Source organism: Nitrosovibrio sp. Nv17, assembly GCF_900119085.1.
Taxonomy (GTDB): Bacteria; Pseudomonadota; Gammaproteobacteria; order Burkholderiales; family Nitrosomonadaceae; genus Nitrosospira.
In genome coordinates this window covers 208450-221077 of the sequence record NZ_FPIQ01000001.1, presented here as the reverse complement: position 1 = coordinate 221077, position 12628 = coordinate 208450, and the positions used below count along the sequence as shown (strand labels likewise).

Below are 12628 nucleotides of genomic sequence, written 5' to 3'. Positions count from 1 at the left end.
TGGCACAGACACCCAATCTTCGAATGCCGCGGCGGTCTATTTCTCCGGGGAAACCTGCCGCACCCGGAAATCGAAATTCACGGCCGCCCATTCCTCGATTTCATCGGACAGCGCGGTATCTGTCAGTGGATTGCGCTGCAGCCAGGCCTGCTCGATGGCGAGTTCAAGTCTTGTGTCCTCCGCATGGACGTCCAGCCAGGGTATTTCGATGTCGCTGCGATTGCGGTAGAACAACGTTGCCAGGCGCAGTGCGAATATCAGGATGGGATCCCACGTCTCGGCGGCCCCGTTTTTCGCTTTACCGATCGAGCCGCGATGAGCGAGGGCAAGCAGGCTCAGCCGCTCCTGCTCCATTCTCGAGAAACCAGGCATGTCGGCATTGCCCAGTATGTACGCCGAATGCTTGTGATAGCCGGAATGGGCGACCGAGATGCCAACCTCGTGCAGTCGCGCCACCCACGACAGGCTTTGCAGCCTCTCTTCCCGCTCATCGCCGAACTCCGCCAGCAACTGCCCTCCCAGCAGCAGCGCCAGCGATTCCACGCGTCTGGCCTGCGCAGCATCCACGCGATAGCGCTGCATGAACTGCCTGACGGTCATCTCGCGCATGTCCTGGTTATGGAAGCGTCCCAGCAAATCGTAGAGCACGCCCTGGCGCAGGGCGCCCATGGCCTGGGACATGCGACGGATGCCCAGTTCGGAGAAAGCGGCCGACATGATGGCGAAACCGCCGGGGAAAACCGGCACCCGATCGGCGCGTAGCCCGGCGATCTGCAGCTTCCTGATGTCACCTGCCCTGAGCAGGAGGTCACGGATACGGCTCAATCCCTCCGCCGTGATGTCGCCGTCGCTGTCGTCGGCATCGAGGCCGTTGAGCTCGATGATTTCGCCCAGCGCGTGCGCTGTGCCGGACGAACCGAAGGCATCCTGCCAGTGAGCGCTGGAGAATCCGGCAGCAATGGCCTGGATCTCGCTGCGCGCCGCCAGTTCGGCCCGCTTCATCGCACTTTTCGTGATCCTGCCATCCGGAAAGAAACGCAGGCTGTGGCTGACACAGCCCATGTAGAGGCTTTCCAGCTTGATGGGCCTGAGCCGCTTGCCGATGATGAACTCGGTGGAGCCCCCCCCGATGTCGATGACCAGCCGATCACTGGTGGACAGCGGCAGGCTGTGGGCGACGCCGAGATAGATGAGGCGCGCTTCCTCATACCCGGCGATCACCTCGATCGGGAAGCCTATGGCATCCTCGGCCTTCTTGAGAAAGGCAGGGGCGTTTCCCGCCACCCTCAAGGTATTGGTCGCCACCGCACGCACCGCATGCGGCGGAAAATCACGCAGGCGCTCGCCGAAGCGCTTCAGGCAATCCAGCGCACGCGTCTGGGAATCCTCATCCAGCCGCCCGTCGGCGCCCAGGCCGGCGGCGAGCCGCACCATCTCGCGCAGGCTGTCGAGCGGGTAGATCTGCTTGCCCACCACCCGCCCCACCTGCAGGCGAAAACTGTTGGAACCCAGATCGACGGCCGCAAGTGTAGAGTATTCGAGCATAGTCTTGCCGGTCACTGCGGAACAGCCAGGCTATTCCCTGACCTCGCGCTCGATCTCCTCAACGGTCACGTGCCGCACGTCCTTGCCCTTCACCATGTAGATCACGTATTCCGCCATGTTCTTGGCGTGGTCGCCAATGCGCTCGATCGCTTTGGCGACGAACAGGATCTCCAGTGCCGTGGAAATCTTCCGAGGATCCTCCATCATGAAAGTGATCAGTTGACGCATGATGGACCGGAATTCCTCGTCGACCTGTTCATCCTGGCGCACCACCCTCGCAGCCGCGGTCAGATCCAGGCGAGCGAACGCATCCAGCGAGGTATGCAGCATCTCCATCGCGATACTGGCCACATGCCTGATCTCGAAGAAGCGCGGCACATGCATGCGGTCGACCTTATAGATCAGTTTTGCCATGCGTGCAATCTTCTCCGCCTCGTCGCCGATGCGTTCCAGGTCGGTGATGGTCTTGATGACCGTCATGATCATGCGCAGGTCGCCGGCGGCAGGCTGGCGACGAGCAATGATCTGACTGCACACCTCGTCTATCGAGACTTCCATGGCATTCACCCGGTGATCGTCGGCAACGATGTCGTCGATCAGATTCTCGTTGCCGCTGATCAGCGCCTCGATGGCTCTTTCGATCTGCTCCTCCACGAATCCGCCCATGCGCAGCACGCGCGTACGCACTGCTTCGAGATCAGTGTCAAATTGCTTGGAGGTATGCTCGCTACTGACCATCGGCGCCTCGACCATGGGAGGGAAGAAGGATATGCGAGAGATGTGACAATTTCGTGGCCGCGATCCCCGCATGTATTTCAGACAACAATCGTCTGCACGCCGCCGTCGGCGCCCAGCAACAGCATATCGGCGCCACGTCTGGCGAACAGCCCGTTGGTCACCACGCCGGCTATCTGATTGAGAGTGGCCTCCAGTTCGAGCGGATTCGAAATCCGCAGGTCGTGCACGTCCAGTATGAGATTGCCGTTGTCCGTCACAAAGCCGCCGCGCACGATCGGCCTCCCCCCCAGTCGGACGATCGTGCGCGCGACATGGGTGGAGGCCATCGGGATCACTTCCAACGGCAGCGGGAACCGTCCCAGCACCTCGACGAACTTTCCCTGGTCGGCGATGCAGATGAATCTATCCGCCACGGCGGCAACGATCTTCTCGCGCGTCAGGGCACCCCCGCCGCCCTTGATCATGTGCAGACGGGCGGTGATCTCATCGGCGCCGTCCACATACACCGGCAATGCCTCGACCGCATTCAGGTCGATTACCTTGATGCCATGTCCCTCCAGTCGGCGGGCGGTGGCTTCCGAACTTGCCACCGCGCCGTGAATGGCGTGCCGGATGCCGGCCAGCGCATCGATGAAGTGATTCACGGTGGAACCCGTGCCCACTCCGACCACGCTGCCCAGCGGGATATGCTGAATGGCTGCCTGCGCGGCCAGACGCTTCTGTTCGTCTTGAGTCATGTCGTATGTCTTGGAATAAAAACCGACCTTGCGAGGATAATCCTATTCGTCAATTATCACAATGCGTCAGAAACCCCAGCGGCACGAAACGGCGACCACCGCCGCCAGCGGGGATACGCGACGATACGCTGCACGCGAGGCGATTCATGTGGTTTCTTATTTAAGTTTGACATTGAACCAAGGCTGGCATAGAATTTTCGGCCTTATTTGCGGCTTGTGCGCACGCGATGGTGTGGGCATGATCGAAACCGCGTGCAACAATCTGGAAAAACGGACGCATCGTGAAAACCTTTTCAGCCAAACCCCATGAAGTGACCCGCGACTGGTTCGTAATAGACGCGGCGGACAAGGTTCTGGGTCGCCTTGCCGCAGAGATCGCCCTGCGCCTGCGGGGCAAACACAAGCCCATCTATACACCCCATGTGGATACCGGCGACTTCATCGTGGTCGTCAATGTCGACAAGCTGCGCGTCACGGGCGACAAAGCGAACGCCAAGACCTACTACCGCCATAGCGGCTATCCCGGCGGAATCTATGAGACCAGTTTCGCCAAGCTGCATGCGAGATTTCCCGGGCGGCCGCTGGAGAAGGCGGTCAAGGGCATGCTGCCCAAGGGCCCGCTGGGCTACGCCATGCTGAAGAAATTGAAGATCTACGCCGGCGCCACGCATCCGCACGCCGCCCAGCAACCGCGACATCTCGAAGTCAGGGCCTGAGAACATGGGGACAGTCTACAACTACGGTACCGGACGCCGCAAAAGCGCGGTGGCCCGGGTGTTCATCAAACCCGGGAAGGGCGTCATCATCGTCAACGGCAAGCCGGTCGACGAATTCTTCTCCCGGGAAACCGGGCGCATGGTCGTGCGCCAGCCCCTGGAATTGACCGGAAACCTCACCAGCTTCGACATCACCGTGAATATCCATGGTGGCGGCGAATCTGGACAGGCGGGAGCGGTACGCCATGGCATCACTCGCGCCCTGATCGACTATGACGCGGCCCTCAAGCCGGTGCTGAGCAATGCCGGACTGGTCACGCGTGACGCGCGTGAAGTGGAGCGGAAAAAGGTCGGCCTGCGCAAGGCGCGCCGGCGCAAGCAGTTCTCCAAACGCTAGCACCTCGCCGCGTTCCGGAGCGTACGGCTCCGGGTGCAGTTGCAGGCGGTTCCCCATCCTCCGTGCTCCGTCCGGGGTTCGCCCATGCCGACCCGCGCAGGGATGCTTTGCATCCCCGGGCGCCTCCCGTTATCATGGCGGATCTGGCTCGACCGCGCAAACCCGACCATCCATATCAACGACGCACATCGCCGTGAGAATGCCCATCCGCCACCCTCTTCCCCCCGCTGACCCGGAAGCGCCATGCTGAAGGTCGGTATCGTGGGCGGCACCGGCTATACGGGTGTGGAGTTGCTGCGCATCCTGACGCGACATCCCGAAGTGGAAATACGCACGATCACCTCGCGCAAGGAAGCGGGACTGGCAGTGGAGGAACTGTTCCCCAGTCTGCGCGGGCATGTGTCGCTCAGATTCTGCGATCCGGCGGAAGCAAGGCTGGACGACTGCGCCGTCGTATTCTTTGCCACACCCAACGGGATCGCCATGCAGCAGGCCCGCACCCTGATCGATGCAGGAGTGCGGGTGATCGATCTTGCCGCCGATTTCCGCATTCGGGACGTCGCGGCATGGGAGAAGTGGTATGGCATGTCGCATGCCTGCCCCGAACTGGTGGAGCAGGCAGTATACGGCTTGCCGGAGGTAAATCGGGACGCGATCCGAGAAGCCCGCCTGATCGCCAATCCCGGCTGCTACCCCACTGCGGTCCAGCTCGGATTCCTGCCCTTGATCGAGGCAGGCATCGTGGATCTGGAACATCTCATCGCCGACACCAAATCGGGCGTCTCGGGAGCGGGCCGCCATGCCGCGGTGCATACCCTGTTTTCCGAAGCTTCGGACAACTTCAAGGCATACGGCGTGCCGGGACATCGACATCTGCCGGAAATCGTGCAGGGACTTTCCCGCATCGCGGGAAAGTCGATCGGGCTGACGTTCGTGCCACATCTCACTCCCATGATACGGGGCATCCATGCCACCTTGTACGCCAGGCTGACTCGCGACGTCGATCTGCAAGACCTCTACGAGACCCGCTATGCCGACGAACCGTTCGTGGATGTGCTGCCCGCGGGCGGCCACCCTGAAACCCGCTCGGTACGCGGCTCGAACATCTGCCGCATGGCGGTGCATCGCCCACAGGACGGGAGCACGGCAGTGGTGCTCTCGGTCACCGACAACCTCGTCAAGGGCGCCGCGGGGCAAGCCGTGCACAACATGAATCTCATGTTCGGTTTTCCGGAGACCCTGGCGATCGACCAGGTGCCGTTGCTTCCATGATGATCCCTGCGGCTGGAAATACAGTATCATGAAATGACCGCATGAGGCATGCACCCGATTCTCGGCATCCGCATGCCCGGTTTTCCGAGGCCCGCAACCGCGGCATGTCGAGCGCTTCCGTCTGCCGGAATGAACGCGAACCGGCGGTACGGCGGTTCAAGGTAGATACTCCCGGCCCCGCCTCGCACAGCCTGCAGCGTCGGCCATGATCAAGTCATCCCGGCGCAGAAGACGGTCGGGCATCTTCGCACCCAGGGTCACGGTGCGTCCCCATCGGCCGGCGTATATCCGCTGGCTCATCGTCCTGCTCGCCTGCACGCTCATCCTGGCGCTGTCCTGGGGCATGTACGATGCGGGACACCAGCTAGTGGATTCGGACGAAAAGGAAACCATCGAAGAGATGGACCATCTTTCGCGTTCGAATGCGCGCCTGAGCGAGGAGAATGGAGAGCTGCGCATGAAGATCGCGGCCCTGGAACGCCAATTGCAGATGGATGCAGTCGCGCGCGAGGACATTGCCAGCCATGTCAAAGCCATGGAAGACGAGAATACCCGCCTGAAGGAAGAACTGGCGTTCTTCGAGAATCTGGGAACAGCCATCGGCAAGATCGATCAGCAGATTTTCATCAACCAGCTGAAGCTGGTACGCGGCCAGTTGCCGGGAGAATACCGCTACAGCATGCTGCTGGTGCAGAGCGGGAAACGTGTCAAGGATTTCAAGGGCAGTCTGGAATTCATCGTCCATTTCCGGCAAAATGGTGAAAAGATGGTGACGCCGCTCGCCAGCGAGAATCCGTCGAATACGTTCGATGTGAACTTCAAATTCTACCAGCGCATAGAAAACGGTTTTCGCATGCCGCTGGATGCGCAAGTGGAAAGCATGCAGGTGAAGGTGTTCGAGAAAGGGGTCGCGCAGGCGAGACTCTCCCAGAGCGTCAATCTTTCACTATAAGGAAAGCAGAATGTTTGGCGGCAAAAAAACGGCCATACCCCAGAATCATATCGATTCGCTCATCGGCTCGGGTACCCATATCGACGGGGATATCCGCTTCAGCGGGGGGCTGCGCGTGGATGGGCACATCTCGGGGGACATCGTCGCGGCAGAGGATCGGCCCAGCACCCTGGTGCTGAGCGACCAGGCCACCATCAAAGGAGACATCCGTGTCTCCCACGCCGTGATCAACGGCGCGGTGACGGGCACCCTGCACGGTAGCGAGTACGTGGAATTGCAGCCCAGGGCCAGAATATCGGGCGACATACACTACAAGACCATCGAGATTCAGCTGGGTGCCGTAGTCGACGGCATGCTGCACCACCAACACGACCCCCAGCACGAAAAAAAGGTGTTGGCACTGGTTGCCGCCGGACATGGCGATTGACGCTCGCCCGATGAAGACGCATAATTTTCCATCCCGCGTCGCCTTTTCACGGGCGACACCTTCACGGACATCCGCAGGATGAGCATCATGGCTGGAGAACATCCGGGGACCGAAGCGCATACGCCCCTCATTTTCACCGATAGCGCCGCCAGCAAGGTCAAGGAACTGATCGACGAGGAGGGGAATCAGGACCTGAAGCTCAGGGTATTCGTCGCAGGCGGCGGATGCTCGGGTTTCAAGTACGGCTTCACCTTCGACGAAACGATCGCCGAAGACGACACTATCATGGAAAAGAACGGGGTCAAGCTGCTGGTGGATCCCATGAGTTTCCAATACCTGGTCGGTGCGGAGATCGATTACCAGGAAGACGTCGAAGGCGCCCAGTTCATCATCCGGAATCCCGGTGCCGCCAGTACCTGCGGCTGCGGATCCTCGTTTTCCGTCTAGGCCGGATAGATCGCGCCCAGCAGGCGGGCGCCGCGTGCTCCCGTCACACCCGGAAGGCCGGCAGGAATCTTCAGGAGGATCTGCCGTGCCAGCCAGGCGAAGGCGAAGGCCTCCACCCAGTCCGCGTCAATGCCCAGCCGATCCGTCGGTTCCACCGGCCTGCCGGGCAAGGCGGAACGCAATCGCTCCACCAACGCCCTGTTGTGCACGCCACCGCCGCACAGATAGATCTCCCGGGTATCCGGAAAATCGGCCTGCACCGCCTGCACGATCGCTGTGACGGTCAGTTGCAACAGGGTCGCCTGCACGTCGGCCGGTGCCTCGTTCCCGGATAGATGCCGCGCCAGCCACGCTGGACCAAAGGCTTCCCTGCCGGTGCTCTTGGGCGGCCGCAGGGAAAGGAACGGGTGCGCAAGCAGTGCATCGAGCAGTTCGGGGAGAATCCTGCCCGACTTCGCCCATGCCCCCCCCTCGTCGTAGGGCCTGCCGGTGTGCCGCAGGCACCATGCATCCATCAGGAGGTTGCCCGGGCCACAGTCGAATCCGGAAACCCCGCCGTCGGACGCAAGACCGGTCAGATTGGCAATCCCGCCGATATTGATGATCGTCCGATGGATTTCCGGATGGGCGAACAAAGCGTGATGAAACGCCGGCACCAGGGGCGCCCCCTGCCCGCCCGCTGCCACGTCCCGGCTCCTGAAGTCGGCCACGACGGTGATTCCGGTCAACTCGGCGAGCAAGGCGGCGTTGCACAGCTGTATGGTATAGCGCCTTCCGGGCTCGGGGCAATGCCGCACAGTCTGCCCATGGCATCCGATGGCTGCCACCGCCTGCGGTTGCAGGCCGCATTCACTCAGCAGGTCGGTCACAGCCTGGGAATAAAGATGGGAAAGCTCGTTGCCGAGCACGGCTGCGCGGTGCAATTCGTCATCGCCCGGCCGGGCCAGCGCCAGCAGTCGCTCGCGCAATTCGGGGGAATATGGCAGGTAGCGGGTATGCAGCAACCGCGGCGGCGATGCGCCGAAATCCGCCAGTACCGCATCGATGCCGTCGAGGCTGGTCCCGGACATGAGGCCGATATGACGGACACTCATGCCGGAATGCATGTCCCCTTCATCCGGATGGCGGGATGCCCTGTGCCCCGCACAGCCGGGGGCAGCGGCTAATCCAGGAAGGCCAGGCTGGTTTCACGCAGCATGTCCAGACGCGCCATCAGCGGTTTCGTGTGCGTATAGAACGCCGGCATGTGCTTGGCGGCAACCGATTCCGCACTCGGCATGGCGATACGCGTCGGGTCGCGCTGCACGCCGTTCACGAGAAACTCGTAGTGCAGGTGCGGGCCCGTGGCCATCCCGGTGGCGCCGACGTAGCCGACGACCTCGCCTTGGCTGACGCGCTGCCCCGCGCGCAACCCCTTGGCGAAGGCCGACAGGTGGCCGTAAACGGTGGAATGCTGTCCATGGTGCTGCAGGATGACGACATTGCCGTAGCCGCCCTTCCAGCCTGCAAAGGAAACCGTTCCATTCGCGGCCGCCTTTACCCGCGTCCCCGTCGGCGCCGCATAGTCTATGCCCTTGTGGGCGCGCCAGGTCTTCAGGATGGGATGAAAGCGTCCGCTGGAAAAACCCGAGCTGATGCGGGAAAATTCCAGCGGCGTGCGCAGGAATGCTTTCCGCATGTTCTTGCCGTCGGGCGCATAATAGCCCCCGGTTCCGTCTTCGGATTGGAAATAGATCGCCCGATGGGGCGTACCCTGGTTGATGAATTCCATCGCCAGCACTCGTCCGGGTCGGGCGGGCTCGCCGTTGCCGTACAGCGAGTCGTAGACCACCGTGAAGCGGTCCCCCTTGCGCAGATCACGGTGGAAGTCGATGTCGGACGACAGGATGTCGACCATCTGAGTGGCGACCCCTTCCGGCACGCCGGCGCCGTCAGTAGCCGCGAACAGCGAGCTGTCGATCACCCCGGACTTCATCTGGATGTGGGTCTCGAACCTGACCGGCTGCTCGCTGACCCTGAAGGCACCCTCGACCTTCTCCATCACCAGCTGTTCGCTGCCTCCGGAAAAATAGCGCAGCAGCCGCAGTTCGCCTGCCGCCGTGGTCTGTGCATGGACAACCTTTCCGGCGATCAGCTGGTTCACCCCCCTGCTCCCGCGGGTATCCTGTAGGAAGCCCACCACGTCCTGATTGTTGACGCCGAGCCGGGACAGCAGGCTTGCAATGGTGTCGCCCGCCTGGATGCGCTCCTGCCGCCAGAACGTCATGTCATAGTCTTCGAACGGCTGGATCTCGGGGAGTTCAAGACTGCGGATGACATTCTCGATGGGATGGGCGCCCGTCGAGGTATCGGGGGCGATGCCAAATGCAGCCATCATCCCGAACAGCGGAAAACTGGATAGCAGAACCAGCCACCGCAGTCGTTTTTTTGTCAGCGTAAGCGGTTTGTGCGCTAGAATACCCGTATCGTTCCCTGACATGCCTGCCTCGCGTTCAAGAGCCGAAAGTCTAGCATAAAATCCGCATCGTGCATGTGGGGATGCGATCCACCCGTCCTCGGGTTCCCCGTGTCCACCCCCCTCATCGATGCAGGATTCCGCGAGGCACAGTGATTGCCCCCTCCCACAAACCATCTCCTGGAAATGAACATCACATGTCGACGGAAGAGTCCACAGAAGACCTGACGCTCGATCTCCTGGCATACCATACCTTTCCGCAGCTGGCATCCGCCCTGCGGCAACGCAAGGAGGCCATCCTGCACGCGTGGGAGGCGGCCGTGGTGCAGACCCTGCCTGCAGCCGACACGCTCACTCTGCAGGCGCTCCGCAACTCGGTTCCCCTCATACTCGAAGAGATCATCGACGCGTTCGCCGCGGACACGCCGCGCACCACGCGCACGCTGGTGGAAGGCAGCAAAATGCATGGCGCATCCCGCTTCGAGGAAAACTACAACATCCGTGAACTGGTGGTGGAGTATCGGCTGCTGCGGCGAGTGATCATCGAGCAGGTTTCAGAGGCAATGGACCATCGGCTCTCCATGCGCGAGAACGTCGCGCTGAACATGGCCGTGGATACCGCGCTGCAAAGCGGGGTGGTCAAGTTCATCGAGCACTTGCAGCAGCGGAACCGGATCGCCACGGAGATCCAGGCAAAATACCTCGCCTTCCTGTCCCACGATCTGCGGAATCATCTGCACCATGCCCTGCTTCACGTCCAGATGCTCGAAACCCGGCTTGCGCACGTGCCGAACCTGACGCAAAGCGTGGCAAATCTCGAATCAGTCCGGCACGCCGTCATGCAGACGATGGAAGGCATGGATCGGCTGTTGCAGGCGGAACAGCTGCGCAATGAACCCGTGCGCGAAATCGCTCAGGCGGTGGATCTGAATGCGCTGCTCGGGGAGATCGTCGGCCAGTTCGATCATGAAGCGCGATCCAGGCACATCAGGCTGAGTCTGGACATGCCCGAACATGCGCACGCCATTGGCGACGCCAGCCTGCTGCGACTGGTACTGCAGAATTTTCTGGGCAATGCGATCAAGTACAGTTCGGGCGGCGTCGTCAGGGTAGAGGCCCGAAACCAGGCGGATGGCGCCGCTACCGGCTGGACGCTGAGCGTCAGCGACCAGGGGCCGGGCATTGCAAGCGAGGATCTGGAGCACCTGTTCGATGCCTTCCGCCGAGGGGAGACGTACGGCCAGCCGGGCGTGGGACTGGGACTCGCCATCGCATCCGAGGCGGCCCGGCTCCTGGGCGGCAGGCTGGAAGTCGAATCCGGGACAGGCGTCGGTTCCATCTTCCGGCTGGTGCTGCCCGGCCACTCGGCGGACCCGGATTCCTGACGGCAGTGTCCTGGCGCACATTCCCCACGTTTCGTTCAAAAGCTTTCTGTTCCTTCCTGCTGGGCATCCTTACCGTGCTCGGCTTCGCGCCCTTCTACCTGTTTCCGGTACCCGTTGCGACGCTTGCGCTGCTCTGCCACTTCTGGCGCCGCCATGCCGCCCCTCTGCACGGATTCCTCCTCGGTTTCGCATTCGGAATGGGGTTGTTCAGCGCCGGTGTGACCTGGATCTATGTCAGCCTGCACGACTTCGGTGCCATGCCGATGCCGGCCGCCGTGCTGGCACTGCTGATCCTGTGCGCCTACCTCGCGCTGTTCCCGGCCGTCACGGGCTGGATACTGGCGAAACTGGGCAGCACCTCGCCGGTATCCTGGTCGCTGCTTGCGGGCGCACTGTGGGGGCTGTCCGACTGGCTGCGCAGCGTCCTGTTCACCGGATTCCCATGGCTGACGCTGGGATACTCCCAGGCGCCGGCAAGTCCCCTGGCCGGATACGCCCCCCTCATGGGCGTCTACGGTGTCTCGCTCGTACTCGTACTGAGTGCGGCGCTGCTGGGCCTGCAGACCGGGAAGTCATTCCGGAAATGGTTCCTCCTGCTGGCCATCTGGATCGGCGGCTTAGGTTTGCAGCAGATTCCCTGGACCGATCCGGACGGCGAACCGGTCAGCGTAAGTCTCGTGCAGGGAAACATCGCCCAGGATCTGAAATGGCGGGAGGATCAGCTTGCCGCATCCATGGAGGCCTATGCCCGGCTAGTGCTGGAGAGCAGCGGACGCCTCATCGTCACCCCCGAAATATCGATCCCGCTATACCGCGACGAGGTACCGGCGGCGTACCTCGCACAACTGGCCTCGCACGCCCGGCGGAACCGTGGCGACATCCTGATCGGGATGGTGGAGGCGCCGCAGGTGGGCGGCGAGTATTACAACGCCATGTTCAGTTTCGGCACGGCCCCGGAACAGCGCTATCGCAAGCATCATCTGGTGCCATTCGGCGAATTCATCCCGTTCAAGCCGCTGTTCGGATGGGTCATCGACGTGTTGAAAATTCCCCTGTCGGACTTCGCACGCGGTGACCCCTACCAGCAGCCGATGCATCTTGCCGGGCAGAAAATCGCGGTGAACATCTGTTACGAAGACGTATTCGGCGAGGAAATCATCCGGCAGCTGCCACAGGCCACGCTGCTCGTCAACGTCAGCAACGACGCCTGGTTCGGCCGCTCCATCGGCCCGCGCCAGCACCTGCAGATCTCGCAGATGCGCGCCATGGAGACGGGGCGCTACATGCTGCGCGCCACCAATACCGGCGTCACCGCCATCATCGATGCGCGCGGCCGGGTACGACAGGAGGCGGAGGTGTTTACCGCCACCGTGCTGCATGGAATGGCACAGGGTTACGCCGGCGCAACCCCCTACGTGCGTTACGGCAATGGCCTGTTCCTCTTGCTGGCGGGCATGCTGTTGGCCGCGGGTTGCCTGCCGATTGTTCGTGGCCTGCGCAAAAACCTGTAAAATCGCCGTGCCAACAGAAGACGTCCACCACCCAATCCATCCCGGC

At 62.0% G+C, this 12628-nt stretch carries 13 protein-coding genes; 8 read left to right on the top strand and 5 right to left on the bottom strand.

Annotated elements, in window-relative coordinates:
• Nucleotides 1–36 precede the first annotated feature (36 nt).
• From ppx to rpiA, 3 genes are all read right to left on the bottom strand, one after another.
• Nucleotides 37–1545 (bottom strand): exopolyphosphatase, encoded by a 1509-nt coding sequence (gene ppx / locus BT108_RS00965; protein WP_072292668.1) that lies wholly within the window; start codon nucleotides 1543–1545, stop codon nucleotides 37–39.
• Between the two features lie 30 nt (nucleotides 1546–1575).
• Nucleotides 1576–2283 carry a phosphate signaling complex protein PhoU gene (gene phoU / locus BT108_RS00960; protein ID WP_072292810.1) on the bottom strand — a complete coding sequence of 236 codons (708 nt, stop codon included), beginning with the start codon at nucleotides 2281–2283 and terminating at the stop codon, nucleotides 1576–1578.
• 77 nt (nucleotides 2284–2360) lie between these two features.
• On the bottom strand, nucleotides 2361–3020 hold the full coding sequence (rpiA, locus tag BT108_RS00955; protein WP_072292667.1) for a ribose-5-phosphate isomerase RpiA: 660 nt from the start codon (nucleotides 3018–3020) through the stop codon (nucleotides 2361–2363).
• Nucleotides 3021–3301: 281 nt separating this feature from the next.
• On the opposite strand from rpiA, the gene rplM reads away from it, so the two are divergent.
• From rplM to erpA, 6 genes are all read left to right on the top strand, one after another.
• Nucleotides 3302–3736 carry a 50S ribosomal protein L13 gene (gene rplM, locus BT108_RS00950; RefSeq protein WP_072292666.1) on the top strand — a complete coding sequence of 145 codons (435 nt, stop codon included), beginning with the start codon at nucleotides 3302–3304 and terminating at the stop codon, nucleotides 3734–3736.
• A gap of 4 nt (nucleotides 3737–3740) precedes the next feature.
• Nucleotides 3741–4133 (top strand): 30S ribosomal protein S9, encoded by a 393-nt coding sequence (rpsI, locus tag BT108_RS00945; protein ID WP_072292665.1) that lies wholly within the window; start codon nucleotides 3741–3743, stop codon nucleotides 4131–4133.
• Nucleotides 4134–4376: 243 nt separating this feature from the next.
• A complete protein-coding gene (argC, locus tag BT108_RS00940; RefSeq protein WP_072292664.1) occupies nucleotides 4377–5405 on the top strand; it encodes an N-acetyl-gamma-glutamyl-phosphate reductase in 1029 nt (342 codons plus the stop codon).
• Between the two features lie 205 nt (nucleotides 5406–5610).
• Nucleotides 5611–6357 (top strand): DUF6776 family protein, encoded by a 747-nt coding sequence (locus tag BT108_RS00935; protein ID WP_255369557.1) that lies wholly within the window; start codon nucleotides 5611–5613, stop codon nucleotides 6355–6357.
• A 10-nt stretch (nucleotides 6358–6367) separates the two neighbouring features.
• On the top strand, nucleotides 6368–6784 hold the full coding sequence (locus BT108_RS00930) for a bactofilin family protein (protein ID WP_072292663.1): 417 nt from the start codon (nucleotides 6368–6370) through the stop codon (nucleotides 6782–6784).
• Nucleotides 6785–6871: 87 nt separating this feature from the next.
• On the top strand, nucleotides 6872–7231 hold the full coding sequence (gene erpA, locus BT108_RS00925; protein ID WP_143142326.1) for an iron-sulfur cluster insertion protein ErpA: 360 nt from the start codon (nucleotides 6872–6874) through the stop codon (nucleotides 7229–7231).
• Here the strand turns inward: erpA and BT108_RS00920 are convergent.
• The gene (locus BT108_RS00920; RefSeq protein ID WP_083566085.1) at nucleotides 7228–8325 is read right to left on the bottom strand and encodes an anhydro-N-acetylmuramic acid kinase; all 1098 of its coding nucleotides are present in this window, start codon (nucleotides 8323–8325) and stop codon (nucleotides 7228–7230) included. The genes erpA and BT108_RS00920 overlap by 4 nt on opposite strands.
• 68 nt (nucleotides 8326–8393) lie before the next feature.
• Nucleotides 8394–9608, bottom strand: a complete 1215-nt coding sequence (locus BT108_RS00915; RefSeq protein ID WP_255369556.1) for a M23 family metallopeptidase — start codon at nucleotides 9606–9608, stop codon at nucleotides 8394–8396.
• A 275-nt stretch (nucleotides 9609–9883) separates the two neighbouring features.
• On the opposite strand from BT108_RS00915, the gene BT108_RS00910 reads away from it, so the two are divergent.
• Both BT108_RS00910 and lnt read left to right on the top strand, forming a co-directional pair.
• Nucleotides 9884–11071: a sensor histidine kinase gene (locus tag BT108_RS00910; RefSeq protein WP_083566077.1), complete on the top strand. Its 1188-nt coding sequence runs from the start codon at nucleotides 9884–9886 to the stop codon at nucleotides 11069–11071.
• 5 nt (nucleotides 11072–11076) lie between these two features.
• Nucleotides 11077–12582 carry an apolipoprotein N-acyltransferase gene (gene lnt / locus BT108_RS00905; RefSeq protein ID WP_072292659.1) on the top strand — a complete coding sequence of 502 codons (1506 nt, stop codon included), beginning with the start codon at nucleotides 11077–11079 and terminating at the stop codon, nucleotides 12580–12582.
• The last annotated feature ends 46 nt before the right edge of the window (nucleotides 12583–12628 follow it).

Coding starts and splice junctions, on each gene's coding strand:
- argC (WP_072292664.1), top strand. CDS start 4,377: ATGCTGAAGGTCGGTATCGTGGGCGGCACCGGCTATACGGGTGTGGAG.
- ppx (WP_072292668.1), bottom strand. CDS start 1,545: ATGCTCGAATACTCTACACTTGCGGCCGTCGATCTGGGTTCCAACAGT.
- BT108_RS00935 (WP_255369557.1), top strand. CDS start 5,611: ATGATCAAGTCATCCCGGCGCAGAAGACGGTCGGGCATCTTCGCACCC.
- BT108_RS00920 (WP_083566085.1), bottom strand. CDS start 8,325: ATGAGTGTCCGTCATATCGGCCTCATGTCCGGGACCAGCCTCGACGGC.
- BT108_RS00930 (WP_072292663.1), top strand. CDS start 6,368: ATGTTTGGCGGCAAAAAAACGGCCATACCCCAGAATCATATCGATTCG.
- rpiA (WP_072292667.1), bottom strand. CDS start 3,020: ATGACTCAAGACGAACAGAAGCGTCTGGCCGCGCAGGCAGCCATTCAG.
- BT108_RS00910 (WP_083566077.1), top strand. CDS start 9,884: ATGTCGACGGAAGAGTCCACAGAAGACCTGACGCTCGATCTCCTGGCA.
- erpA (WP_143142326.1), top strand. CDS start 6,872: ATGGCTGGAGAACATCCGGGGACCGAAGCGCATACGCCCCTCATTTTC.
- rpsI (WP_072292665.1), top strand. CDS start 3,741: ATGGGGACAGTCTACAACTACGGTACCGGACGCCGCAAAAGCGCGGTG.
- phoU (WP_072292810.1), bottom strand. CDS start 2,283: ATGGTCAGTAGCGAGCATACCTCCAAGCAATTTGACACTGATCTCGAA.
- BT108_RS00915 (WP_255369556.1), bottom strand. CDS start 9,608: ATGATGGCTGCATTTGGCATCGCCCCCGATACCTCGACGGGCGCCCAT.